The organism is Pseudomonas sp. Fl5BN2, assembly GCF_009908205.1.
Classification (GTDB): Bacteria; Pseudomonadota; Gammaproteobacteria; order Pseudomonadales; family Pseudomonadaceae; genus Aquipseudomonas.
The window spans coordinates 46,003-71,475 of the sequence record NZ_JAAARL010000028.1 but is presented as its reverse complement, the minus strand read 5'-3'; the positions used below and the strand labels follow the sequence as shown (position 1 = coordinate 71,475).

Here is a 25,473-nt window from a genome sequence, read left to right as displayed (position 1 = left end):
ACTCCTCAGGCGAACTGCATTTCAGGCACATGGTCCGGCACGATCAGCTTGCCGGCGGTCTTGCTGACGATTTCCTCGACGCTGACCCCGGGGGCGCGTTCCTTGAGGATGAAGGCGCCGTTCTCGATCTCCAGGTAGGCGAGGTCGGTGAGCACGCGCTTGATGCATTTTGCACCGGTCAGCGGCAGGCTGCAGCGGCTCAGCAGTTTCGATTCACCGTCTTTCGAGGCGTGGGTCATGGTGACGATGATGTTGTCGGCACCGGCCACTAGGTCCATCGCGCCGCCCATGCCCTTGACCAGCTTGCCGGGGATCATCCACGAGGCGATGTTGCCCTCGACATCGACTTCAAAGGCGCCAAGCACGGTGAGGTCGATGTGGCCGCCGCGGATCATCGCGAAGGATTCGGCGGAAGAGAAGATCGAGGCGCCGATGCGCGCGGTGACGGTTTGCTTGCCGGCGTTGATCATGTCGGCGTCGACCTGGTCTTCGGTGGGGAAGGCGCCCATGCCCAAGAGGCCGTTTTCCGATTGCAGCATGACTTCCATGCCTTCGGGGATGTAGTTGGCCACCAGGGTCGGGATGCCGATGCCGAGGTTGACGTAGTAGCCGTCCTGCATTTCGCGGGCGACGCGCTGAGCCATTTGTTCGCGGGTAAGAGCCATGTTTGTTGTCCTTTTAGTCGGGCTGGGGAAGGGCGATCACTTGCGCACGGTGCGCTGTTCGATGCGCTTCTCGAAGGTGCCGCAGATGACCCGGTCGACGTAGATGCCGGGGGTGTGGATCTGCGTCGGGTCCAGCTCGCCCGGCTCGACGATTTCTTCCACTTCAACCACGGTGATCTTGCCGGCGGTGGCTGCCAGCGGGTTGAAGTTTTGTGCGGTGTGGCGATAGACCACGTTGCCGAAGTGGTCGGCTTTCCAGCCCTTGACGATGGCGAAGTCGCCGGTGATGGACTCTTCCATCAGGTAGGGACGGCCGTTGAACTCGCGGGTTTCCTTGCCGTCGGCCACCGGGGTGCCGACGCCGGTGGCGGTGAAGAAGGCCGGGATACCGGCGCCGCCGGCGCGCATTTTTTCCGCCAGGGTGCCTTGGGGGGTCAGTACCACTTCGATCTCGCCGCTGAGCAGCTGTTTCTCGAACAGGGCGTTCTCACCGACGTAGGAGGCGATCACCTTGCTGATCTGGCGGTCTTCCAGCAGCACCCCAAGGCCGAAACCGTCGACCCCGCAGTTGTTGGAAACCACGGTCAGGTCGCGGATGCCCTTGCGCTTGATCTCGGCGATCAGGTTCTCCGGAATACCGCACAGGCCGAAGCCGCCGGCGATCACGGTCATGCCGTCTTGCAGACCTTCCAGGGCTTCCTCATAGGACGCCACGCGCTTATCGAAACCTGCCATATGCACCATCCTCGTTCTTGTTCGTTGGCGGCTGGCCAGCCGTTTGCGGACCAGTGTTGCGCTGCGGGATTGATTTGTTAAGTTGATTTTTAAGGTTGATTGATAAATAAAACAGCATAATCGGTGACGCGTTAATGCTTCAGCCTCCCTCTTGCCGCTCGAAACGGGCAGTTGCGCATACCTTAGGACGATGAGATGACGGTCAAGCAGATCCGGGCCTTTCTGGCGGTGGCCCACAGTTTGAGTTTTGCCGTGGCCTGTGAGCGCCTGCATTTGTCGCAGTCGGCCTTGAGCCTGACCATCAAGGCGCTGGAGCAGGGCCTGGGTGGGCGTTTGTTCAGCCGGAACACGCGCAACGTCGCACTGACTCCGGAAGGTGAGGCCCTGGTGCCGCTGGCCCGGCGCCTGATCGCCGATTGGGACAATGCCGAGGATGAAATGCGCCAGCGTTTCAGCCTGCAACGCGGGCGCGTGACCCTGGCAGCGATGCCGTCGTTTGCCGGTAACCTGCTGCCGCCGATCCTGCGCACTTTCAGGGCCCGCTATCCACAGGTCAACGTCACGGTCAACGACGTGCTCAACGAGCAAGTGCTGGAAATGGTCCGCGACCGCCAGGTGGAACTGGGGGTGGCCTTCGAGCCGCAGGACAGCAGTTCCCTGGCATTCACACCGCTGTACATCGACCGCTTCGTTGCGGTGGTGCCGCGTGATTCGCCGCTTGCGACTCTGACCCGGATCGATTGGCAAACCTTGTTGCTGCATCCCTTCATTACCTTGCAGCGGCCCTCGACCGTGCGGGTGATGCTGGAGGAGCACCTGCGCAGCCGCGACATGCAACTGCCGGTGGAGTTTGAAAGCCACCAGCTGGCGACGGTGGGGCGCATGGTCGCCAGTGGCCTGGGCGTCAGCGCGGTGCCGGCCCTGTGTGTCGGGCAGATGGGCGAGTTGGGCGGGCATTGCCTGATCCTCGACGAGCCGGTGGTGGAGCGGGCGATTGGCATTCTGACCCACCCCGGACACGAGCTGTCGACGGCGGCCCAGGCAATGTTCGACATCCTCCGTGCCGAGCAGTTGGACCAGCGCCTGGCCGTGGTGCCTTGAGCCCTAGGCCAGGCGTTCGGCCAACAACGGCAGGAGTGTGTCGCACGGCTCGCCGAGCTTGAGGTCGAGCAGGTCATCGGCGCGGGTCTTGCCGAAGTTGATGGCCAGCAGCGGCTTGCCCTGCTCGACGATGCTGCGGCACAGGCGAAATGCCGAGAAGGCCATCAATGACGAACCCACCACCAGCAACCCCGCCGCCTGTTGCACTGCGGCCTGGGCCCGAGCGGCGGTGGGCTGGGCGACGTTTTCGCCGAAAAACACCACGTCGGGCTTCAACCGGTCGCCCGCGCAGTAGGGGCAGCGGGGTACCTGGAAGCGTTCCTCGAACGATGGGTCCAGCAGGGTATCGCCGTCCGGCGCCTGCACCGCGTCGACTCCGGCCAGGTAAGGGTTGTGCGCTTGCAGCAGGTGCTGGATCGCCTCGCGCTGGCTGCGTTGCCCGCAGTCCAGGCACAGCACCCGGTGCAGGCTGCCGTGCAGTTCGATGACGTCCAGGCTGCCGGCCTGATCGTGCAGGGCGTCGACATTCTGGGTAATCACTCCGCCAATCCGCCCGGCGGCCTGCAGCTGGGCCAGGGCCTGATGCGCGGCATTCGGTCGGGCCTGGCGCATCCGTGGCCAGCCGAGCATGGCTCGCGCCCAGTAGCGGCGTCGGGCCTGGGGCTGGCTGAGGAACTCCTGGTACATCATCGGTTGCTTGCCCCGGCGTACGCCGTCCTGGTCACGGTAGTCGGGGATGCCGGACGGGGTGCTGATCCCGGCCCCGGTCAGGACCATGAACGACTGGCGGGACATCAGTTGGCAGAGGTGTTCGAAAGCATCGCTCGGGTGAGTGGTCATAGGCGCTGTCGGGCTCCTGGACGAGGGACGATGCAGCACCAATACCTGCAAAGCCGCCTTGGCACCAGCGATTTTCCCCACCCGGGACCGAGCCCGGCTCAGCGGCGTTTGCCGAACACCGACTTGGGCGACTGGCCGAAGAACCGGCTGAAGGCGACGCTGAAATTGTTCGGGAAACGGTAGCCCACCTGATACCCCGCCTGGGCCACCTGGCAGCCGTTTTCCAGCAGCCGGTAGGCATGACGCATGCGCAGCTCCAGGAGCATGCGCTGGGGCGTGGCGTCGAAGCGATAACGCAGGCCGCTCTTGAGCTTGAATTCATTGAGCCCCACCGCCGCACACAGGTAGGCCACGGTCAGCGGCTGGTCGAGCTGGGCCAGCATGATCTCGCGCACCCGCTCAAGTTTTTCCAGGTCCTGGGCACTGAATTGCGGGCTGCTCCGAGGCGCTGCCGGGGCCAGGTATCTGAGCTGTTCGCTGAGCAGGCTGAGGCAATGGATGTGCCGGTCGAGGCTGGCAGTGGCGACAGGCTGGAGGCCGCCGAACAGGCTGTGGGCCAGGCTGCTGCTGGCCGCCGAGGTGCGCTGGAAAGCCAGCTGGCGCAGTTGGCCGTTGCCCAGTAGTTCGCCTGCCGTTGCCGCGCCCAGATAGGTGCCGAGCAGGCGTTCGCTGACCAGCAGGCGCAATTGCGCAACGCTGTCGCCGGTCTGGTAGCAGCGTTCGCCCTGGCTGTGCTGGAAGGCACTGACCGTGGTGTGCCGGGCGCGAAACGCCAGGTGTGCACCGTCGCTGCTGCGATAGCCGGACTCGCCTTGCAGGCCGAAGGTGATCACCAGCATTGCGCAGCCATGGGAGGGGCCGGTTTCCTCGATCAACTGACGTGTGGGCAAGTAGCGCGAGCGCACCAGCAGCAAGTCTTCACTCAGGGCCAGGTGCTCGCAATAGCACTGGCCGAGGGCTTCCGGCAGTTGCTGACGGCTCCAGCCATCGGCGCGGGCGAGACACAGGCGAGGGTCGTCGGAGGTGACCCGATACGACTGCGACAGGTTCGGTGACGAGGCCAAGATGCCGATCTCCCCAGGGGCGCCGAGGCGCAGATGAATGGATCCGTTGTGCATATGAACACAGATGATAAGCGTTCGCGTTAGTCGATAGCATGTTCCCGCCCGTACCGTCAGCGCAAGTTGCAGGCACTGCGCGACCCTCGTGTGCTGGAGATCAGCCTGCGCGCAAACGCAGTGGCCGGCGCTGATGGGCCGGTCATGAAGAATTGCCCGGAGGGCAACAGCTCGCCACGGCAACGCGCCCCGCGCTTGAGCGTGCGCATTCGACTCATTCCCAGGAAGGCCCCGATATGAATACTCAACTCAGCCCCGCATCGACCTCCAGCCTGAGCACTCCCCATCCCATGCAGCCCTATTGGGATCTGAACCTGGCGGCGGTGCAGGCCGAAGCCCTGGACCTGGCCCTGGAATGGCAACTGTTCGAGTGGCTGGTGCAGCCAGCCAATGCCGCCGAGGTTGCCGCGCACTTGCAACTCGATCCAGGCAATACCGGGCACTGGCTGGAATTGCTCTGGGCCCTGCAACTGCTGGAACGGGACCCAGGACCGATGCCGCGCTACTGGCCCACGGCGCTGGCCCGGGACTATCTGTGCAGCACTTCGTCCCTGAACTGTGGCGCGGCCTGGCGCTTTCGCCTGCGTGGCCTGCGGCAATTCGCCGGGCAGTTGGGACAACAACTGCGCAGCGGCCAGCCGGCCACGCCACTGCCGGACCCGGCGCGAAGCGTCGAACAGTGGACTGCGGCGGCGCGGGTGCAGATCGCCCAGGAGCAGCAGGCGGTCACCTGCGATGTGGCGCTGCGGCTGCTGGCGCGGATTCCCGAGATGGCCAGTGCCAGGCAGTTGCTCGACCTGGGCGGCGGCCCGGGTTATGTGGCGCTTGCCCTGGCCCGCGAGTACCCGCAGCTACGGGCGACGGTTTTCGATTTTGCGCCGACCGTGACAGTGGCGGCGCAGAACATCCGCCAGGCGGGCCTTGAGGCACGGGTTGGGGTACTCGGGGGTGACCTGGCGGTAGACGACATCGGCCAGGGTTATGACCTGATCTGGTGCTCCTCGGTGCTGCATTTCGTCCCGGACCTGGCGGCGACCCTGGCCAGGATCCACGCGGCCCTGCGTCCTGGCGGAGTGCTGGTCAGCGCCCATGCGGAATGCCCCGGCGATACACGGACGGCGCAACGGGTACTGACCTATTACCTGTCGATGCAGATGCTCGGGCGCCGGGTGAGTGACCAGGGTGAGTTGCAGGAGGCGTTGCACGCCAGTGGTTTTCGCAGCGTCGAAACCCTGGGCGAAGTGGCGTTCGCGGTGGCCCCGGTGACGGTGCTGGTGGCGCGTCGGGGCGAGCGCTGAGGGCGCATCGGCGATCGGCGTCTTGCAACTGCTGTGCTGCGCAGCCAGTAGGCCGCAACGCCCCTGCGCCTGCGGTTGTTTCTGCTGATGCCGGGCACTGCGGGTCAGGTGCTGACCTGCAGTGCGAGAGGCCTCAGCTGGACTGGGCGCTGTCGTCGTCCTGGACTTCGCTGGCCCCTTCGCTTTGCCCCGGTAGCTCGGTAATCACGCTGAAGTCGCTGACTTCCACCGCGCCCAGGCCGTAGCCCAGCAGGTGGAAGGAGAACGCCTTGCGGGTCTGCGGGTTGTCGAAGCTGAAGTCCATCTGCAGTGGCTGGTCGGGGGTCACCAGCATCTCGTCCGGCAGGCCCAGGGGCACGTCCTGTTCCAGCTCTTTGCCCTTGAGCAGGATGTAGGCGCTCTGTTGCGGGTCGGCGGAGCGCACCGTGAAGCGCACTCGGGTCTGCGAGCCCTTGGGCATTTCCAGGTACTGGGCGCCGATCAGGTTGTCGGCCCAGTCATCCTTGATCTGTGCCTGCAGCGGAATGATCGCCGGGCTGCCGAACTGGTAGTGCTGGTTCAACGGCGATTGCAGCAGGCTGCGATCCAGGTTGTCGGCCCGGGCGACGACCTGCCGCGCACGCTGGCCGCCGTACTGGCCCTGCAGGGTGGCGCTGTCGGCAATGAAGCCGGGGCTTGCGTAGTAGCGGCAGCGCTGCTGGAAGTCGCACTCGGTGAAGGTGCCCTGGCCGTCGTGGTAGCGCAGCTTGCCGTTGGTGTAGGACATGATTTCCCGGCCTGTTGCGTAGTCGCGAAACAGCGAGCGGCCACTGAGGCTGGCGGGCACCGGCAGGCCGAAGTAGTCCAGCACCGAGGCGCTGAGGTCGATGTGGCCGTAGGTGCCGGACTTCAGGTGGGGCAGTTGCGCCTGCTCCGGCGCGAGCATCAGGTTGAAGCCCCAGGACGAGGCCAGGCGTACGCCGTCGAGGCCGTGGGACTCGTCGGAGGTGATGATCACCAGGGTGTCCTTGAGCACGCCCTTGCGCTCCAGCTCGCTGAGGAACTGGCCGAGGGCATCGTCGAGGTAACCGACGGCGGCCTGTTTCGGCGTCTCATAACGCTCCAGGTATTCCTCGGGGGCCGAGTAGGGCTGGTGGGTGCCCACGGTCAGCAGGGTCAGCATCCACGGCTTTTTCTTCTGTTTGAGCTGGTCGACGTAGGTCAGCGCACCTTCGAAGAAGGCCTTGTCGTCCTTGCCCCAGGGGAAGTCCAGGTAGTTGGCGTTGCTGAACCATTCCAGGCCGTGAGTGGCGTCGAAGCCGATGTGCGGCATGATCTTGTCTTTGGCCATGAAGCGCAGGCCGGCGCCTTGCAGGTAATGGGTGGCGAAGCCGAACTTGTGCATCTGTGCCGGCAGGCAGGCCTTGTTGCGCTGGTCCTGGGTGAGCATTTCGACGCCCTTGGGGGTGCCGTTGTCGAGCTTGTCGTAGTCGCCGCAAAGCATCGCGTACAGGCCGCGGATGGTCTGGTGGCTGTGCAGCACATAGTCCGGGGTGTTCATTCCACGTTCGGCCCAGGCACTGAGGTTGGGCATCAGGTTTTCCTGATAGCGGCTGTTCATGGCCTCGCGATTGGTCTTGATGTAGGCGCCGGGAATACCTTCCAGGGTGATCAGCAGCACGTTGCGCGCGCGGCCCGCGGAAGCCAGCAGCGGTTGGCCTTCAAGGTCGAGCTGGGTCAGGCCGGCCATCTGCGGCGGCACATCGACGACGTCGCCTTCCAGCCAGTCTTCCACCTGCATCTGCGCCTGGCCTACGGCGGTGGCCAGGGCCTGGTGGGGCAGGTTGAACAGCTGCCATTGATCGGCTTCGCTGGGTTTCAGGTACTGAGTGGTGCCATGGGCCAGCAGCAACACCAGCGGTACCGCCCAGACCGGGCGCGGCAGGGCTGGGGCCGTCACGCCACGGCTGGTGCGCTGGATGATCAGCCACAGCACCAGTCCCAGCAGCAAGGCCAGGCCCAGGTCTGGATGGGTCAGGCCGCCACCGGTGGAGTTGCCGACGAATTGCGGGTCCACCAGGTAGTGCAGGTCGGCGAGGTTGGGCATGCGCCCCACGGCACTCACCAGCTCGGCGCTGACCAGGGTCAACAGGGCCCAGACCAGCAGCACCGGCAACGCCAGCCACCAGGGGCGGCGGTACAGCAGCAGGGTCAGCAGGCTGGCGCTGGCCAGGTCCGAGAGATAGCCCAGCGGGTTGGACCAGCCCAGGGCCAGGCGCGCGCCCATGGGCACCAGCAACAGCAGGCCGAACAGAACGCACAAGGGTGCAAGAGGGTGTTGTAGGCAACTACGGATCAACTTCACAAATAACCTGCCTGTCATCAAATCTTCACGCAAATATGCGCAATGGTAACAAGAGCTGGAGGCAAGACGTTTCTTATTCGTGACGCAAGTAAGGTCCGGGCTGCTTGAGAATCGGCTTCGGCACTCTGCGACGACCGCCTGGAGCCCGTATTCAGGCACCTGATGCCAGGGTTGGGGCGGGGCGCGCAGCGGCTGGATTTACTATTTCAGGGTGTTTAGAAAGCCCGGACCCGGTAGTCAGCGTAAGCAGCTGATGAGCCGCCGAGTACCGAACGTCCGGTGAACAGCCCCGGCAGCTTGTGCCGCGCGGGGCCTGTGCCGTGTGCCAGCGCAGGCGCCAGTCAGGGCACTGGCAAGCTCATGTGCCTGAGCCCGTCAGACCACAGTGCCAAAGGCGCTGCCGACAGCGGCAGTGATGCCCATGGCCAATGCACCCCAGAGGGTTACGCGCCAGGCGCCCAGCAGCACCTTGGCGCCACCGGCACGGGCGGCCACGGCCCCGAGGCTTGCGAGAAACACCAGGGACATACCGCCAATCCACGGCACCACCTTGTGCTCAGGGGCCAGGAAGGTCACCGCCAGGGGCAGTGCGGCGCCCACCACAAAACTTGCCGCCGAGGCCAGTGCCGCTTGCAGCGGGTTGGCCGCCAGGGCTTCGCTGATGCCCAGTTCATCCCGGGCATGGGCACCCAGAGCGTCGTGGGCCATCAGTTGCACCGCGACTTGTCGCGCCAGTTGCGGATCGACCCCGCGGGTCTGATAGATGTGCGCCAGTTCGTTGAGTTCGGCTGGGTGATTATCGGCCAGCTCCGCCCGTTCCCGGGCCAGGTCGGCCTGTTCGGTGTCCGCCTGGGAATGCACGGAAACGTATTCCCCGGCCGCCATGGACATGGCGCCAGCCACCAGGCCGGCCATCCCGGTCACCAGCAACGTGCTGTGGCTGGCACTGGCCGCCGCCACGCCGATCAACAGGCTGGCGGTGGACACAATGCCGTCGTTGGCGCCCAGGACGGCGGCACGCAGCCAGCCAATACGGTCGTTGCGGTGCAGCTCGCGGTGTCGGTGCATGAATTTCATCGGACTAATGGGCTCAGGTTGTTGGAGTTGAAAATACTGGGGCAGCGAACAATGGTTCAGCGGGTGTCGATCCGGGCCTGCAACTCTCCGCCCACAATAGACACTTCCCGCCACTGCGTACCGTCGCGAATCACGAACAAGGCATCCATGCCGCGCTCCTGGGCCAGCCGTGGCCCCTCGATTTCACCGAGCACCAGCAACGCAGTGGCCCAGGCATCGGCCAGCATGCAACTGCTGGCCACTACGCTGACCGCCGCCAGGCGATTGTCCAGGGGCATGCCGGTGGCCGGGTCCAGGGTGTGGGCATAGGACTGCCCGGCGATCTCCACCCACTGCCGGTAGTCGCCGGAGGTGGCGATGGCGGCATTGCTGATTTCCATGACCCCCATCACTTCGCGTACGCCGCGCAGGGGTTTCTCCAGCGCTACGGTCCAGGGCTGCCCGGCGGGCTTGCTGCCTTTGGCGCGCATTTCGCCGTCGATCCCCACCAGGTAATCATGGATGCCCGAGGCGTCTAGGGCGCGAGCCAGTTCATCGACGCCAAAGCCCTTGGCAATGCCGTTGAGGTCCAGCTGCACCTTGGCGCGCTTGCGCAGGCGCTGGCGCCGTGGTTCCAGCACCAAGGCGTAGCCGGCCGGGGCGCGGCGCTTGCGGCCTTGCTCAGCCAGGGCCGGCGGACCCAGGGTCCGGGTACCGGGACCAAACCCCCAGCCCTGCACCAGGTCACCCACGGCGAGCTCAAAGGCCCCGCCGGATTGTTCGCTGATCCGCAAAGCGGTGCTGATGACGTTCATCAGCTCCCTGGGCACGGTCATCCAGCGATGCGGGGGAGCGGCATTGAGGCGGCTGAGGTCGGACTCGGGGTTCCAGCTCGACATCTGCTGCTCAACCCGTTCCACGGCCTGGGCCAGGCGCTCGGCAAGGTCCTGGGTGGCGAACCCCGGGGCGGCATAGAACAGTGCGGTGTAGCGGCTGCCCATGGTCGGGCCGTTGAGGCTGTAGCGCTGCCAGTCGGCGGTTTCAGTAGACATCTTCACGGTAACGTCCTTGGGCCTTGAGGGTCAGTACGCTGAGATTGAGCGGTGCCAGCACTTCGTCCAGGGCCTGCATCACTCCCTTGGCCATGTCCCGGCTGCCGCAGACCAGCACCTGGGCGCCTTTTTCCATCAGCCGGCGCACGGCCAGGGCATCGGCGAGCAGCCGGTCCTGCACATAGAAATGTTCCTGGACCTGGGAGAAGGCCGCACGCAGGGCGGTCAGGCGCTGGTCGGCGAGGTAGCCCTTGAGTTCCGGCTCGTAGAGAAAGTCCGAGGCCGGGTCGCGCCCGCCCCAGTACAGGTGCATCGGTTGCCGGGCCCGGTTGCCGCGGATAAAACCCGCCAGGGGGCCGATCCCGGTGCCGGCCCCGATCAGGATCACCGGTTGCGCGCCCAGCAGCGGACGAAATTGCGGGTTGGGCTGGATGAAACCCTGAATCCGCGCACCCGGTTGCAAGTCATGGAGAAAACCCGAGCACAGGCCGCCGGGGTGCTTGCGCACGCAGATCTCCAACACACCGTCGGCGCGACTGCTGGCCAGGGAATAGAAGCGCGGCTGCTGGCCGCCGGGGGGCAAAATGCCCACCAGGTCGCCGGCCTGGAACTCGGGCAGCGCTTGCCCGGAGCGGTCAGTCGGAGCCTTGAAGCGCAGGATCTGGGTCGGGGCCTGGACCTGGGCGCCATAGGCCACGGACTCCACCAGCTCCAGGCAATGGCTGGGCAGGGCTTCGGCCTGATGTTGCAAATCCAGCTCCAGGCCCAGGGTCTGGCCCAGCGCCCGGCCCCAGCGTTGAAACTCCTGGGGGGATTGGCGGTTGATGGTGTCCAGGGGCAGCAGCGGTTGCGCGCCGCTGGCGGCCAAGGCGGTCTGCACCTGCTCGGCAAAGCCGCAGAAGCGCGGGAACTGGCGGTCGCCAAAACCCAGCACGGCAAACTTCAGCTCCGGCGCCAGTGGATGTTGTCCCAGGCGTGACAGGAACCCGCTGGCCGAGGCCGGGGCATCGCCATCGCCGTGGGTGGCACTGAGAATCAGCAACTCGCGGGCCATGGGGTAGTTGCTTTGCAGCTGGTTCATCGGCGCGCTGTGGACCTTGCGTCCAGCCGCCACCAGGGTCTGCTGCAGGGTGCGGGCAAAACCCCAGGTGCTGTGGTTTTCGCTGCCCACCAGGATGATGCAATCGGCGCTGCGGGCCGGGCTGTTGTCGCGGATCGGTGTGTCGGCACGGCGCCGGCGCCACCACAGCAGCAGGCCGGTGATGCTCATGAACGGCACGCTGAGGGCGCAGCTTCCCAGCAACAGACCGAGCCACCACAGGCCCTCGCCGGTGTGCAGTTGGTAGAGGAGGGCATAGGCGTGGTGCGTAGCGTCATAAGGCTGGAAGGACAGCAGGGCGCCGCTGGCCGGATCGACATAGCCTTCGCCAGCGGTGGTACGCAGGGCGTAGAGGTCCTGGGGGTCTGCGGGGTAGACCAGTTCACGCAGGTCGTTCAGGTCGAGCGCCTGCAGCGCCGGCAGGTTGGCCACCGGCAGTGCGGGGCCGGTGCTGAGTGCGGAGGGCAAGGCCGGTTCGCTCTGGCTGCCCTCGGCGATCAGGCCGAAGGTGCTGGCCGCCAGGTACAGCCCGCTCAGGGCCGACAGCAACAGGCCAAGGGTGGCCAGGCGCCCGAGCTCGGCGTGCCAACGCTGGCTGAAGTTGCCTCGCAGCGGGCGCAGCAGCTTGCCCCAGCCACCGGCGCGGCGAGCCAGCAGCGAGGCCCCGGAGATAGACAGCAAGAGCAGCGCCAGGGCGCCCAGGGCGGTTACGCCGTGGCCCGCAGTACCGAGGAACAGCGAGCGGTGCAGCTCCTTGACCCAGCGGCTGAAGGACGACGGCGCGTAAGGTGCGAGCACCTCGCCGGTCAGCGGGTCGACGCTGCTGGCCACGGCCTGGCCGTCCTGGCTGTGGTAGACGATCAGCGTGCCCGAAGGCGTGCGCTGGATCCGCTCCACCCCCTGCAGATGCGCGGCGAGGCGCCCGGCCAGTTGCCCGACCGAGACCTGCCCGGCCGCCGGTTGTGGCGTGTGCAGGTGTTCCAGCGCCGGGTTCAGCGCCAGGGTCGCGCCGCTGATGGCCAGCAGCATCACCAGCACGGCGGCGATCAGCCCGGGAATTGCGTGCAACGAGCGCAGCATGATTGAGTCTCCTGGCAGCGAGGTGATTACAGGTCGTAGCGCAACGACTGCACATAGGTACTGCCGTTGGCCGGCTGGCCCGCGCCCTGGAGCGTCAGCGGCAGGATGAGCTCGGCACGGACATCGCGCAGGTCCTCCACGGCGCTGTCGATGCGGATCTGATACCCGGCGTCGATCAGGCTGTCTGCCAGCTCGGCACTGACGGTCAGGGTCTCGCCGCTGCCGACGCTGGCACCGCTGATGCCGTCGTACTGGGCCGGCGCCAGGCCACTGCCCCGAGCCCAGCCCGACAGGTGCTTGTAGTATTTGGCCTTCTTGCCGGCGACCCACAGGGTCTGTTGATAGACGCCTTGGGCGTCGGTGAGGTAGATCGCCAAGTAGGCGCCACTGCCGTTGTAGGGCTTGAGGTGGGTGGTCAGCGTCACTTCACGGGCCTGGGCCAGCCCCGGCAGGGCCATGGCGGTGGCGAGGCAACTGGCGACAACAAGGGTTTTCATGAGGCGGTCCTTTGAAGAAATGTGCCTGCAGCCTGGGCTGTTTAGCTGACAGCAACCTGAAGGGCGTTGAAAAAAAGCCGAGCCAGACGCTGTCTGCGCAACAGCTGCTTTTGCTGATCTGGCTCCGGTGGCCAGAGGGCGTTGTGGTTAACCTGAGGGTTATTCCTGGCCACCGCTGGGGGGCTTCAGATTCACGTCAGGTTCGGCGGTTAAGCTGCGTCACCACACAGATCAGGAGAGAGCGTCGATGCGGGTGTTATTGGTCGAGGATGCGGCGGGATTGGGGGAGGCGGTGCGTGAGCAGATCGCCGACGATGGCCATGCCGTGGATTGGGTACAGCGCCTGGAGCAGGCCCGGGCCGGTGTCGCCAGCACGTCCTACGACCTGATCTTGCTGGACCTGATGCTGCCCGACGGGCGCGGCCTGGAGTTTTTACGCCAGCGGCGCAGCGCCGGGGACGTGACGCCGGTGATTATCCTCACCGCCCAGGACCAGATTTCCGAGCGCATCGCCGGGCTCAATGCCGGCGCCGACGACTACCTGGTCAAGCCCTTCGACCTGTTCGAACTGTCGGCGCGGGTCGCCGCGGTGGCCCGGCGCTACAGCGGCAACCCCAATCCACAGATCCGCCTCGGCGAGCTGCAGGTGGACCTGAGCGCCCGTACCGTGCAGCGCGGTGGCACTATCGTCGACCTCACCGCCCGCGAATGGGCGGTGTTCGAGGCCTTTGTCCAGCGCCCCAGTGCCTTGCTCTCCAAATCCCAGCTGGAGGAGCGGCTGTATGCCTTCGGCGCGGAAATCGAGAGCAACACCATCGAGGTCTACGTCAGCCGTTTGCGCAAGAAACTTGGGCGCGAACTGATCGAAACCGTGCGCGGCATGGGCTACCGGCTGATGCCCGGATGAAGCGCCCGATCAGCCTGCAAAAACGCCTGAGCCTGGGGCTGACCCTGGGCATGACCCTGCTTTGGCTGGGGGCCACTGCCGGCACCTGGCTGGTGATCCAGCATGAACTGAACGAAACCTTCGACAGCGCCCTGGAAGCGACTGCCCAGCGTCTTCTGCCCCTGGCTGCGCTGGAGATCGGCAACCGCAGCGGGCCGCGCCGGGCACGTCACGTGGCGACCCTGAAGATGGACAGCGAGTACCTGACTTACCTGGTGCGCGATGCCGAAGGGCGGATCCTGATGCGCTCCCACGACGCCAAGCTGAAGATCTTCAGCCACCGAACCGCCCCGGGCTTTACCACCACCGACCACTACCGCCTGTACAGCGCCAGCGTCGAGAATGGCTCGATCGTCATCGAAATCGCCGAGCCCCTGGCCCATCGCCGCGAAGCCACCCGGGAGGCGCTGTTTGCCTTGCTGCTGCCCTTGCTTGGCTTGATCCCCATCAGCCTGTTGGGCACCTGGCTGTTCGTCCGGGTCAGCCTGCGCAGCGTGCTGGCTTATCGGCGGGCGGTGGAGGCAAGGGGCGTGGGCGACTTGTCACCGATCAAGGTGGCGCGCCTGCCGGCAGAAATCGATCCCCTGGCAGAAGCGGTCAACCATCTGTTGGAGCGCCTGCGCAAGGCCCTGGAAACCGAGCGCAGCTTTACCGCCAACAGCGCCCATGAACTGCGCACGCCCCTGGCGGCGACCCTGGCGCAGATCCAGCGCCTGCGCCAGGAAGCCCCGCAAGGCCCGCTGCAGGTACGGGCGGCGAAGATCGAGAACGCGCTGCGGGAGCTGGCCCGGCTCTCGGAAAAGCTCATGCAACTGGCCAAGGCCGAGGGCGGCGGGCTGTTGTCCGAAACCCCCGAGGACCTGATTCCGCTGCTGGCCCATGGCGTTGCGGAGTGGAATCGCGGCGGCGCCCCACGGATTCAACTGCAGCTGCCGGAGGTGACCCAGGTGTGCACCGCCATCGATCCGGACGCCTTTGGCATCCTGCTGCGCAACCTGATCGAGAATGCCCTGAAGTACGGCGATCCGGCACAGCCGGTGGATGTCAGCCTTAGCGCCGACGGTTGTTTGCGGGTAAGCAATGGCGGGCCGCTGGTACCAGCGGACGTACTGCAACGCCTGACTGAACGTTTCGTGCGCGGCAACAGCGAGGCCAGCGGTTCCGGGCTGGGGCTGGCGATTGCCCAGAGCATCGTCCAGGGCGTGGGCGGCCAACTGCAACTGGCCTCACCGGCCAGCGGCCGTGACGATGGATTCGAAGTTCGCGTGCAATTCCCCGTCCAGACACCGCCCCACCCACTGTAGGAGCTGGCTTGCCAGCGAAGGCGCCGGTTGGGGCGATGCAAGGCTTGCGAACCTGTTCGCCGGCAAGCCGGCTCCTACGGGGGCTGTGCAATTTGTGGGGCTTGTGTAGGAGCTGGCTTGCCAGCGAAAGCGCTGGTTAGGGCGATGCAAGGCTTGCGAGCCTGTTCGCCGGCAAGCCGGCTCCTACGGGGACTGTGCAGTTTTGTGGGGCTTGTGTAGGAGCTGGCTTGCCAGCGAAGGCGCTGGTTAGGGCGATGCAAGGCTTGCGAGCCTGTTCGCCGGCAAGCCTGCTCCTACGGGGGCTGTGCAATTTTGTGGGGCTTGTGTAGGAGCTGGCTTGCCAGCGAAGGCGCTGGTTAGGGCGATGCAAGGCTTGCGAGCCTGTTCGCCGGCAAGCCGGCTCCTACGGGGGGGCTGTGCAATTCTGTGGGGCTTGTGTAGGAGCTGGCTTGCCAGCGAAGGCGTCGGTTGGGGCGATGCAAGGCTTGCGAGCCTGTTCGCCGGCAAGCCGGCTCCTACGGGGCTGTGCAATTTTGTGGGGTTTGTGTAGGAGCTGGCTTGCCAGCGAAGGCGTTGGTTGGGGCGATGTAAGGCTTGCGAGCCTGTTCGCCGGCAAGCCGGCTCCTACGGGGGCTGTGCAATCTTGTGGGGCTTGTGTAGGAGCTGGCTTGCCAGCGAAGGCGCCGGTTGGGGCGATGCAAGGCTTGCGGGGTTATTCGCCGCGGATGTACTGCTCCAGCTGGCGGATCAGGTCGGCCTGCTCGGCAATCGCTTCCTTGACCAGGTCGCCAATGGACAGCAAACCCAGCAACTGGCCGTTCTCCACCACCGGCAGGTGCCGCAGATGGCTCTCGGTCATGATGCTCATGCAGCGATCCACGCTCTGGTGGGTGTCCACGGTGATCACCGGCGAACTCATGATCGCGCTCACCGGGGTGCCCACCGAGGAGCGGCCATGGAGCACCAGCTTGCGCGCATAGTCACGCTCGCTGATGACCCCGACCACCACGCCGTGCTCCATCACTGGCAAGGCGCCGACGTTTTTCTCGGCCATCAGCATCAGCGCTTCCAGGACCATCTGGTGCGGGGCAATGGTGTGCACTTGCTGGTTGTGCTTGGCCTTGAGTTTCAGCAGTTCTGCGACGCTCTTCATGGGGCGCTCCGGTTGTTCTACGTGGGGCGGCGATACGTCGCCCTGAGGGGTTTCTAAAGAATCGTAGAGACTGGGCCAACCGGCAAGGCTGAAAACGGCAGATAAGCAGCGAAAAACGCCAGCCTGCAGATTTTTTTTCATCGCGGCCCCCGAAACAGGGCCGTGGTTATCAGTTGAAGCGCTGCAGGGAAAAACTGCTCAGGTCGATTTTGCTGCGTCCGTCCACCTGCTGTTGCGCCAGGGCCTCGCCAATCGCCGCCGAATGCTTGAAGCCATGGCCGGAGCAGGCGCTGACCACGGTGACATTGGCCAGGTGCGGGTGGCGGTCGATGATGAAGCCCGAATCCGCGGTCACGGTGTAGGCGCAGACGCTGGATTTCACCAGTTCGGGCGCCAGGCCAGCGATATGCGGTGCCACCAGGTCGCGGAACAGGCGCTGGGCGTCGGCGCTGCTGGGCTGGCGGTCGAGGCTGTCGGGCTGGCTGCTGGCGCTGTATTGCTCAGTGGCGATCTTCACGCTGCCTTCGCCGGGAATCGGCGGAAAGCCGTAGCAGGCGTCCACGTCATCGGCGCTGTGGAGGATGAAGCTGGGGGAGCGGGCCGGGTAGCGCTCGGGTTCATCCAGGCGGAACCAGTACAGCTGCTGGCGGCACACCTGCAGCAGCGAATCGAAGGGCGCGCCCAGCAACTGCGCGGACCACATGCCGGCGCTGACAATGACTTGCCGGGCAAACAGCCGCGAGCCGTCGCTGATGATGTGCACCCCGTCATCCTGAGGCTTCAGCTCCAGCACCGTCTGGCCGGTGATCAGGGTTGCCCCCAGTTGCCGGGCACGGGTCAGTTGCGCGTCGATGCAGCGTTCCGGACGCACATAGCCGCCGCCGGGTTCGAAGTAGCCCCGGGCGCTGTCATCCAGAGGTGCGAACTGCGGGAAGCGCTGGCGAATCCCGTTGGCGTCCAGCACTTCGTGCTCGATCCCGTAGCGCCGGGCCAGTTCGATGCTGTGGTCGGTGAAGTCCTGTTCATTCGCCGGGCGTTGCGCCGGGGTGCTGGCGGTCATCACCAGTACCCCGCACTGCTCGAACAGCTCGACCTCGAGCTCGGCTTCCAGCTCGCGCCAGATCTGTTGCGAACGGATCGCCAGGGGTACATAGGCCGCGCCTTCGCCCACCGCCTGGCGGGTGATGCGGGTGTCGCCGTGGCTGGAGCCCTGGTCGTGGGGCGGGGCGAAACGGTCGATGCCCGCGACCTTCACGCCGCGCTTGGCCAGCTGATAGAGAGTGGCGGCGCCCATGGCGCCCAGGCCCACGACAACAACATCGAACTCGGGTGTCTGCACGGCAAAATCCTTGAGGGGCGGTTTAGTGGGCATTGATATTGGCCAGGGTCATGGGTGCGATGATCCGATGGAACGGCGCCACCGGCAGCATGTACAGGCGCCCCAGCAGATTGTGCGGGTGGACCAGGGTCGACAGCACCACCGGGCGTTGGCCCTCGGCGGTCAGCGGTAGGCGGTTGAGGGACAGGTAAACGTCCAGGTGCTTGTCGCGGTCCACCACCAGCACCTCGTCGGGGCTCTGGGAGATCAGGGTGAAGATGCCGACCCGGTCGCCCGCCTGGTAATCCTCGTCCGCCCGGGCCAGGTCGATGTGCCTCAGGTGCCCCAGGTCCTTGAGGCCGAACAGCTGCACCACGCGGTTGCGCAGGCCCATCATCCGCTCGATCCAGGCCGGGGTCTGGCTCATCAGGATCAGCAGGTGGCGCATGGCCGTACGTTCGGGGTCATTCGCCAGGGTGTGGCGGCAGTCGATGAAGGTCGCGCCCGGGGCGAAGGCGGCGATGCTCGACGAGGCGAGCAACGAGCAGGCAGTGACGCTGGCTGGCATGGAACCGATCCTTGGAAGCAATGCCCGATAGCGCAGGTGGCGATGGGCGGGGGGCCACTTTACTGCGTCGTCGGTGAGGTTTCCAAGGGCTCTATCGCCAGTGCTCTGAGGCGGTGCTTGGCGGCTACTCTGTGGCCTTGCAGCCAGCCTTGGGCCGGGATTGCCCGGCCGCTGGCTTGCAGAACCGCTGCCAGTGCGGTTGCGCCTGTCCGCCGCGACCGTTGCTTGCGCTCTTGCGGCTTTGGGGCAGGCACAAAAAAGGCGCCCGAAGGCGCCAAGGATTCACCCCAGCCGAGGGAGCGGGGTGAAGCCGTTCGCAGAAGTGTCGCGGTGGTAAGGCGCGACGTGAACGGAAGAGGGGGGCCGCCGCGCAGGCGGGCAACGAGGGTTACTTGCCGAGCTTGATCCGCGTCCAGCCACGGTTCATCACGCGCTGGATGGCAATCGGCTGGTCAGGTACGGCGTACAGGGTCGCCAGTACCGCCTGCGGTGGGTACGACGCCGGGTCGTTGCGGATCGCTTCGTCCACCAGCGGCGTGGCCGCCGAGTTGGCGTTGCTGTAGCCCAGGCTGTTGGTGACCTCGGCGATGATGTCCGCGCGCATCAGGAAGTTCATGAACAGGTAGGCGTTGTCGACGTTGGTCGCATCCTTGGGGATCGCCATCATGTCGTAGAAGCTGCCGGCGCCTTCCTTGGGAATGCTGAACGCGACCTTCTCCTTGTTGCCGGCCTCTTCGGCGCGGGAACGCGCCTGCAGCACGTCGCCGGAGTAACCCACGGCTACGCAGATGTTGCCGTTGGCCAGGTCGGAGATGTACTTCGACGAATGGAAGTAGGTCACGTAAGGGCGGATCTTCATGAACAGCGCCTCGGCTTCGAGGATCTGTGCCTTGTCCTTGCTGGTGACCGGGTAGCCCAGGTAGTGCAGGGCCGCAGGGATCATTTCGGTCGGTGAGTCGAGGAAGCTGATGCCGCAGGCTTTGAGCTTCTCGGCGTTCTCCGGCTTGAACAGCAGGTCCCAGGAGTTGGTCGGTGCGGTGGCACCCAAGACGGCCTTGACCTTGTCCGGGTTATAGCCGATGCCGATCGAGCCCCACATATAAGGGAAGGCGTGGGCGTTGTCCGGGTCGCTGGCGGAAGCGTTCTTCAGCAGCACCGGGTTGAGGTTCTTCCAGTTGCTCAACCGCGACTTGTCCAGGGGCTGGTAGACCCCGGCCTTGATCTGCTTGGCCAGGAAGCTGTTGGACGGCACTACGATGTCGTAGCCCGATTTGCCGGTGAGCAGGCGCGCTTCCAGGGTTTCGTTGCTGTCGAACACGTCGTAGGTGACGTGGATACCGGTCTCGGCCTCGAACTTCTTCAGGGTGTCCGGGGCGATATAGTCCGACCAGTTGTAGACGCGCAGCACTTTGTCGTTGGCCTGGGCAGCGGTAACCAGTACGCCCATCAAGGACAGTGAGAGCAGAGTCCTGCCAAGCATTTTCATCACTACAACTCCATTTCTTATTGTGCAGATTGCTGCGTTTGCAAGGTGGATATCGGGGTGGACGCCTTCGCCGGCAAGCCGGCTCCTACAGGTTTGTGTGGTCCGTAGGAGCCAGCTTGCTGGCGAAGCGGCGGCTCAGGCTGTCGCAGGCGTCGATACAGCCGGTTTTTTTGCCGCCGGTGGCTGCCAGGATTCATTGGCGGTGAAATCCATGGCTTCCTGGATCGCGCGTTTGCGATTGGCTTCGGCGCGGCGGCCAAAGTACCAGACCAGGAAGGTCACCAGGGACACCGCCAGCAAAATCAGGCTGGCCACGGCGTTGATCTCGGGTTTGACCCCCAGGCGCACCGCCGAGAACACTTCCATCGGCAAGGTGGTGGAACCCGGGCCGGACACGAAGCTGGCCAGCACCAGGTCATCCAGGGACAGGGCAAAGGACATCATGCCGCCGGCCGCCAGGGACGGCGCGATCATCGGGATGGTGATCAGGAAGAACACCTTGAATGGTCGTGCCCCCAGGTCCATGGCCGCTTCTTCGATGGACAGGTCCAGTTCCCGCAGGCGCGCGGAGACTACCACGGCTACATAGGCAGCGCAGAATGTGGTGTGGGCAATCCAGATGGTGACGATGCCACGCTCCATCGGCCAGCCGATCAATTGCGCCATGGCCACGAACAGCAACAGCAACGACAAACCGGTGATCACTTCAGGCATCACCAGCGGCGCGGTGACCAGGCCGCCGAACAGCGTGCGGCCCTTGAAGCGGGTGACCCGGGTCAGCACGAAGGCCGCCAGGGTGCCCAGGGCCACTGCGGCGACGGCGGTGTAGCAGGCGATCTCCAGGGAGCGCGCCACCGAGCCCATCAACTGCTGGTTATCCAGCAGGCCGACGTACCACTTGATCGACCAGCCGCCCCACACCGTCACCAGCTTCGAGGCGTTGAACGAGTAGATCACCAGGATCAGCATCGGCAGGTAGATGAACAACAGGCCGAACACCAGCATCAGTTTGGAAAATTCGAAACGTTTCATGCCCGTGCCTCCATCTCTTTGGCCTGGCTGCGGTTGAACAGCAAGATTGGAACAATCAGGATCGCCAGCATCACCACCGCCAGGGCCGAGGCCACCGGCCAGTCACGGTTGTTGAAAAACTCCTGCCACAGCACGCGGCCGATCATCAGGGTTTCCGGGCCGCCCAGCAGTTCCGGGATCACGAACTCGCCCACCACCGGAATGAACACCAGCATGCAGCCGGCGATGATGCCGTTCTTGGCCAGGGGCACAGTGATCTTCCAGAAATTGTTGAAGTTGCTCGAACCCAGGTCCGAGGCAGCCTCCAGCAGGCTCTGGTCGTGCTTCACCAGGTTGGCGTACAGCGGCAGCACCATGAACGGCAGGTAGGCGTAGACCACGCCTATATAGACGGCGGTGTTGGTGTTGAGGATTTCGATCGGCTGCGAGATCAGCCCGGTCCACAGCAGGAACGCATTGAGCAGGCCGTTGTTGCTGAGGATGCCCATCCAGGCGTAGACGCGGATCAGGATCGCGGTCCAGGTCGGCATCATGATCAGCAGCAGCAGGACGTTTTGCGTGTCCTTGCCGGTCTTGGAGATGGCGTAGGCCATGGGGAAACCCACCGCCAGGCACATCAGGGTGCTGAGCAGGGCCACCTTCAGCGAACCCAGGTAGGCCGAGATGTACAGCTCGTCACCGGCCAGCAGGCCATAGTTGCCGAGGTTCAGCAGCAGCTGGAATTTCTGTTCGGCGTAGCTGTAGATCTCCGTATAGGGCGGAATCGCCAGGGCCGCTTCCGAGAAGCTGATCTTCATCACCAGGAAGAACGGCAGCATGAAGAACAGGAACAGCCAGAGGAAAGGAATGCCAATCACCAGCTTGCGACCGCTGGGCAGCACACGGATCAAACGCTGATTGAGAGTGCTCATGTGCGCAGTACCACGCCGCTGTCGTCTTCCCACCAGACATAGACATCGTCGTCCCAGGTCGGCCGCGCGCCACGGCGCTCGGCGTTGGCCATGAACGACTGGACGATCTTGCCGCCGGGCAGCTCGACGTAGAACACCGAGTGGCCGCCGAGGTAGGCGATGTCATGCACCTTGCCCTTGGACCAGTTGTAGCGGGCGTCGGGCTTGAGGGTAGTGACCAGCATCTTTTCCGGGCGGATGGCGTAGGTCACCGACTTGTCCTGCACCGAGGTACTGACCCCGTGGCCGACGTAAATCTGCTGTTGCAGGTCCGGGCAGTTGATGATCGCGTAGCCTTCCAGGTCTTCGGTAACGGTGCCGTCGAAGGCGTTGACGTTACCGATGAATTCGCACACCAGGCGGCTCACCGGCGCCTCGTAGATGTCCACCGGGCTGCCGGTCTGGGCGATCCAGCCCAGGTGCATGATGGCGATGCGTTCGGCCATGGTCATGGCTTCTTCCTGGTCGTGGGTCACCATCACGCAGGTCACGCCGACCCGTTCGATGATCTCGACAAGCTCAAGCTGCATCTGCGAGCGCAGCTTCTTGTCCAGCGCGCCCATGGGCTCATCGAGCAGCAACAGCTTCGGGCGCTTGGCCAGGGAGCGGGCCAGGGCCACGCGCTGGCGCTGGCCGCCGGACAGCTGGTGCGGCTTGCGCTTGGCGTACTGGGTCATGTGCACCAGCTTGAGCATTTCCTCGACCCGGGCATCGATCTCGCTGGCCGGCAGGCGATCCTGCTTGAGGCCGAAGGCGATGTTCTGCGCCACAGTCATGTGCGGGAACAAAGCGTAGGACTGGAACATCATGTTGATCGGCCGCTCGTAGGGCGGCATGTCGGTGATGTCCACGCCATCCAGCAGGATGCGGCCTTCGGTGGGGCGTTCGAAGCCGGCGAGCATGCGCAGCAGGGTGGACTTTCCGGAACCGGAACCGCCCAGCAGGGCGAAGATCTCGCCCTGGTGGATCTCCAGGGACACATCGTCCACGGCCACGGTTTCATCGAACTTCTTGGTCACGCGGTCGATTTTAACCAGGACCTTTTGCGGGCTCTGGTTGCCTTCGAGGGCCTTGCGGTAAGTGCTGGAGGCGTTTGCCATGTGAAACTCCCAACAGGTGTCAGCAGCGGGGCCAATACGGCCCGGCTCAAAGGTTGATTGCCAACCCGCGGGGGAGCGGGTTGATTCGGCGCTGCCTTCCTGGCGGCCTGACGCTATTTGTTGTTGTGGTCTTGCCGTGTGTTGCTCAGGTCGAACGTCGGGCGCGCACAAGCGCGCTCGCCGCAGGACCGGGCGTGGTGACTCTTATTGAATGCCTGGGTTTTTTGATTGGCGCTCAGCGACGTTGCGCGGCCCGTTGCCGGCACGCCTGGCCAAAAGTCTGGAAGATCCGCAGGTAGGCCGGATTCGACAGCACCTGCCATTCCGGGTGCCACTGCACGCCGAAGGCAAAGGCCTTGCTGTGTTCCACCGACACCGCCTCCACCAGGCCATCCGGCGCCACGGCTTCGACCCGCAGCCCGGGGGCGACGCGGTCGATGCCCTGACTGTGGATCGAGTTGACCTGGATCTCGCCGGCCAGGCCCATGGCTTCGAACACACCGCCGGGCTGGATCGCCACCGAGTGCGCCGGGGCGTACTGCACCTCGATGCGTGGATCGTCGGCTTCGCGGTGATCCATGTAGCCCGGCAGTTCATGCACCTTCTGGTGCAGGCTGCCGCCAAAGGCCACGTTCATCTCCTGGAAGCCACGGCAGATGCCGAGCACCGGCACGCCGGCCACAATGGCGGCGCGCAGCAGGGGCAGGGTGGTGGCATCGCGCTGCGGGTCGTGGGCGGTGCCCGGCTCGCTGGGAGTGCCTTGGTAGTGGAAGGGTTCGACATTGGACGGCGAGCCGGTAAACAGCAGCCCATCCACTTGTCGCAGCAGATCCTCGATATCAATCAGGTCCGCCAGGGAAGGAACGATCAGGGGCAGGCCCTCGGCCGCGACGCTGACAGCACGCAAGTACTTGTCGCCGCTGACGTGGTAGGGGTGCAGGCCGATCTCTTTGATGCACGCAGTAACGCCGATCAATGGCTTGAGTGCCATTTTTATCACCTCGAAATTCACGCTGGAACGAGTTTTTCCAGAGCTTATCCGCGTTTATTTTAATTAACAACTTCAATGTAAAAAATTCTAACCTCTATTCGTCCGAAACCCTTGAGTGGCGCGGATTGCGCTGCGTATTGGCATTGATGGGGATAAAATAATTGACGGTCAGCCACCAATTTTGGCCCTTGACTTCGGTTTTTCTTTCGGATTGACTGCTGTCGTGTCACAGCAGTGAACATAATAATTAACACAATAGGTGCATCATGTCGGTCCCCCCGCGTGCCATTCAACTCAATGAAGCCAATGCTTTCCTGAAAAAACACCCCGAGATTCTCTACGTCGATCTGCTGATTGCAGACATGAACGGTGTGGTGCGCGGCAAGCGCATCGAGCGCACCGCGCTGCACAAGGTCTATGAGAAGGGCATTAACCTGCCGGCCTCGCTGTTTGCCCTGGATATCAACGGCTCCACGGTGGAAAGCACCGGCCTGGGCCTGGACATCGGTGATGCCGACCGCATCTGCTACCCGATCCCCGGCACCCTGTGCGTCGAGCCTTGGCAGAAGCGCCCCACCGCGCAACTGCTGATGACCATGCACGAGATTGAAGGCCAGCCTTTCTTCGCCGACCCGCGGGAAGTGCTGCGCCAGGTGGTGAGCAAGTTCGACGAACTGGGCCTGACCATCTGTGCCGCCTTCGAGCTGGAGTTCTACCTGATCGACCAGGACAACGTGAACGGCCGGCCGCAGTCGCCGCGCTCGCCGATCTCCGGCAAGCGTCCGCACTCGACCCAGGTCTACCTGATCGATGACCTCGACGAATACGTCGACTGCCTGCAAGACATCCTCGAAGGCGCGAAAGAGCAGGGCATCCCCGCCGACGCCATCGTCAAGGAAAGCGCCCCGGCGCAGTTCGAAGTCAACCTGCACCACGTCAGCGACCCGATCAAAGCCTGCGACTACGCGGTGTTGCTCAAGCGCCTGGTGAAAAACATCGCCTACGACCATGAAATGGACACCACCTTCATGGCCAAGCCCTACCCGGGCCAGGCGGGCAACGGCCTGCACGTGCACATCTCGATCCTCGACAAGCAAGGCAATAACATCTTTGCCACCGATGATCCAGCGAGCAACGAGGCCCTGCGCCACGCCATCGGCGGCGTACTGGACACCCTGCCGCAGCAGATGGCGTTCCTTTGCCCTAACGTCAACTCCTACCGTCGTTTCGGTGCGCAGTTCTACGTACCGAACTCGCCGACCTGGGGCATCGACAACCGCACCGTGGCCGTGCGCGTGCCCACCGGTTCCGCCGACGCGGTTCGCATCGAGCACCGGGTTGCTGGCGCCGACGCCAACCCTTACCTGCTGATGGCCTCGGTGCTGGCGGGTATTCACCACGGCCTGACCAACAAGATCGACCCGGGTGAGCCGGTTGAAGGCAATTCCTACGAGCAGAATGAACAAAGCCTGCCGACCAACCTGCGTGACGCCCTGCGAGTGCTGGACGACAGCGAAGTGATGGCCAAGTACATCGACCCGATGTACATCGACGTGTTTGTCGCCTGTAAGGAAAGCGAGTTGGCGGAGTTCGAAAACTCCATTTCCGACCTGGAATACAACTGGTACCTGCACACGGTCTGATGGCCGTTCCTTGGGGCCTGTACGAACACGCGCCGAGCCGGTTTTTAACCCGGTGCCGGCCGTGTTCGTACCGGGCCTAGTCCTGCGTGGAGTCGAC

At 64.5% G+C, this 25,473-nt stretch carries 22 protein-coding genes; 5 read left to right on the top strand and 17 right to left on the bottom strand.

Annotated features, from left to right (window positions below; genetic code table 11):
• Nucleotides 1–5: 5 nt before the first annotated feature.
• Both GV819_RS28950 and GV819_RS28945 read right to left on the bottom strand, forming a co-directional pair.
• On the bottom strand, nt 6–665 hold the full coding sequence (locus GV819_RS28950) for a CoA transferase subunit B (RefSeq protein WP_161759449.1): 660 nt from the start codon (nt 663–665) through the stop codon (nt 6–8).
• 36 nt (nt 666–701) lie between these two features.
• Nucleotides 702–1,400, bottom strand: a complete 699-nt coding sequence (locus GV819_RS28945; RefSeq protein ID WP_161759448.1) for a CoA transferase subunit A — start codon at nt 1,398–1,400, stop codon at nt 702–704.
• Between the two features lie 195 nt (nt 1,401–1,595).
• Between GV819_RS28945 and GV819_RS28940 the strand changes: the two genes are divergently transcribed.
• On the top strand, nt 1,596–2,501 hold the full coding sequence (locus GV819_RS28940; RefSeq protein ID WP_161759447.1) for a LysR family transcriptional regulator: 906 nt from the start codon (nt 1,596–1,598) through the stop codon (nt 2,499–2,501).
• 3 nt (nt 2,502–2,504) lie between these two features.
• On the opposite strand, the gene GV819_RS28935 is transcribed toward GV819_RS28940, so the two are convergent.
• Together GV819_RS28935 and GV819_RS28930 are read right to left on the bottom strand one after the other, a co-directional pair.
• Nucleotides 2,505–3,341: an NAD-dependent protein deacetylase gene (locus GV819_RS28935; protein ID WP_161759446.1), complete on the bottom strand. Its 837-nt coding sequence runs from the start codon at nt 3,339–3,341 to the stop codon at nt 2,505–2,507.
• A 98-nt stretch (nt 3,342–3,439) separates the two neighbouring features.
• Nucleotides 3,440–4,405, bottom strand: a complete 966-nt coding sequence (locus tag GV819_RS28930) for a helix-turn-helix domain-containing protein (protein ID WP_434738444.1) — start codon at nt 4,403–4,405, stop codon at nt 3,440–3,442.
• Nucleotides 4,406–4,695: 290 nt separating this feature from the next.
• Here GV819_RS28930 and GV819_RS28925 point away from each other — a divergent pair, with 290 nt between their 5' ends.
• Nucleotides 4,696–5,757 (top strand): class I SAM-dependent methyltransferase, encoded by a 1,062-nt coding sequence (locus GV819_RS28925; protein WP_161759444.1) that lies wholly within the window; start codon nt 4,696–4,698, stop codon nt 5,755–5,757.
• Nucleotides 5,758–5,890: 133 nt separating this feature from the next.
• Here GV819_RS28925 and GV819_RS28920 read toward each other — a convergent pair whose 3' ends face one another.
• The 5 genes from GV819_RS28920 to GV819_RS28900 form a co-directional block, all read right to left on the bottom strand.
• Entirely contained in the window at nt 5,891–8,119 is a 2,229-nt protein-coding gene (locus tag GV819_RS28920) for an LTA synthase family protein (protein ID WP_178125159.1), read from the bottom strand.
• A gap of 357 nt (nt 8,120–8,476) precedes the next feature.
• A complete protein-coding gene (locus GV819_RS28915; protein ID WP_161759442.1) occupies nt 8,477–9,178 on the bottom strand; it encodes a VIT1/CCC1 transporter family protein in 702 nt (233 codons plus the stop codon).
• A gap of 56 nt (nt 9,179–9,234) precedes the next feature.
• The gene (locus tag GV819_RS28910) at nt 9,235–10,209 is read right to left on the bottom strand and encodes an FAD:protein FMN transferase (RefSeq protein WP_178126126.1); all 975 of its coding nucleotides are present in this window, start codon (nt 10,207–10,209) and stop codon (nt 9,235–9,237) included.
• Entirely contained in the window at nt 10,199–12,388 is a 2,190-nt protein-coding gene (locus tag GV819_RS28905) for a PepSY domain-containing protein (RefSeq protein ID WP_161759440.1), read from the bottom strand. The genes GV819_RS28910 and GV819_RS28905 overlap by 11 nt, the downstream gene beginning before the upstream one ends.
• 26 nt (nt 12,389–12,414) lie before the next feature.
• Entirely contained in the window at nt 12,415–12,885 is a 471-nt protein-coding gene (locus GV819_RS28900; RefSeq protein ID WP_161759439.1) for a DUF2271 domain-containing protein, read from the bottom strand.
• Between the two features lie 247 nt (nt 12,886–13,132).
• Here GV819_RS28900 and GV819_RS28895 point away from each other — a divergent pair, with 247 nt between their 5' ends.
• On the top strand, nt 13,133–13,792 hold the full coding sequence (locus GV819_RS28895) for a response regulator transcription factor (protein WP_161759438.1): 660 nt from the start codon (nt 13,133–13,135) through the stop codon (nt 13,790–13,792).
• A complete protein-coding gene (locus GV819_RS28890) occupies nt 13,789–15,135 on the top strand; it encodes an ATP-binding protein (RefSeq protein ID WP_161759437.1) in 1,347 nt (448 codons plus the stop codon). Before GV819_RS28895 ends, GV819_RS28890 begins: the two co-directional genes overlap by 4 nt.
• A 712-nt stretch (nt 15,136–15,847) precedes the next feature.
• Here GV819_RS28890 and GV819_RS28885 read toward each other — a convergent pair.
• The 8 genes from GV819_RS28885 to GV819_RS28850 all read right to left on the bottom strand — a co-directional run bounded on the left by GV819_RS28885 (nt 15,848) and on the right by GV819_RS28850 (nt 23,733).
• Entirely contained in the window at nt 15,848–16,288 is a 441-nt protein-coding gene (locus GV819_RS28885; RefSeq protein ID WP_161759436.1) for a CBS domain-containing protein, read from the bottom strand.
• Between the two features lie 169 nt (nt 16,289–16,457).
• Nucleotides 16,458–17,627: an N-methyl-L-tryptophan oxidase gene (gene solA, locus GV819_RS28880; protein ID WP_161759460.1), complete on the bottom strand. Its 1,170-nt coding sequence runs from the start codon at nt 17,625–17,627 to the stop codon at nt 16,458–16,460.
• A gap of 22 nt (nt 17,628–17,649) precedes the next feature.
• Entirely contained in the window at nt 17,650–18,174 is a 525-nt protein-coding gene (locus GV819_RS28875) for a DUF2867 domain-containing protein (protein WP_161759435.1), read from the bottom strand.
• 388 nt (nt 18,175–18,562) lie between these two features.
• Complete coding sequence (locus GV819_RS28870) at nt 18,563–19,660, bottom strand: polyamine ABC transporter substrate-binding protein (protein WP_161759434.1); 1,098 nt, start codon at nt 19,658–19,660, stop codon at nt 18,563–18,565.
• 135 nt (nt 19,661–19,795) lie between these two features.
• Nucleotides 19,796–20,692, bottom strand: a complete 897-nt coding sequence (locus tag GV819_RS28865; RefSeq protein ID WP_161759433.1) for an ABC transporter permease subunit — start codon at nt 20,690–20,692, stop codon at nt 19,796–19,798.
• Nucleotides 20,689–21,570, bottom strand: coding sequence for an ABC transporter permease subunit (locus tag GV819_RS28860; protein WP_178125163.1), 882 nt, complete (start codon nt 21,568–21,570; stop codon nt 20,689–20,691). Before GV819_RS28860 ends, GV819_RS28865 begins: the two co-directional genes overlap by 4 nt.
• 29 nt (nt 21,571–21,599) lie before the next feature.
• The gene (gene potA, locus GV819_RS28855) at nt 21,600–22,742 is read right to left on the bottom strand and encodes a polyamine ABC transporter ATP-binding protein (protein WP_161759431.1); all 1,143 of its coding nucleotides are present in this window, start codon (nt 22,740–22,742) and stop codon (nt 21,600–21,602) included.
• 235 nt (nt 22,743–22,977) lie between these two features.
• Complete coding sequence (locus GV819_RS28850; RefSeq protein WP_161759430.1) at nt 22,978–23,733, bottom strand: gamma-glutamyl-gamma-aminobutyrate hydrolase family protein; 756 nt, start codon at nt 23,731–23,733, stop codon at nt 22,978–22,980.
• A gap of 266 nt (nt 23,734–23,999) precedes the next feature.
• Between GV819_RS28850 and GV819_RS28845 the strand changes: the two genes are divergently transcribed.
• Nucleotides 24,000–25,376 carry a glutamine synthetase family protein gene (locus GV819_RS28845; protein ID WP_161759429.1) on the top strand — a complete coding sequence of 459 codons (1,377 nt, stop codon included), beginning with the start codon at nt 24,000–24,002 and terminating at the stop codon, nt 25,374–25,376.
• Nucleotides 25,377–25,473 lie beyond the last annotated feature (97 nt).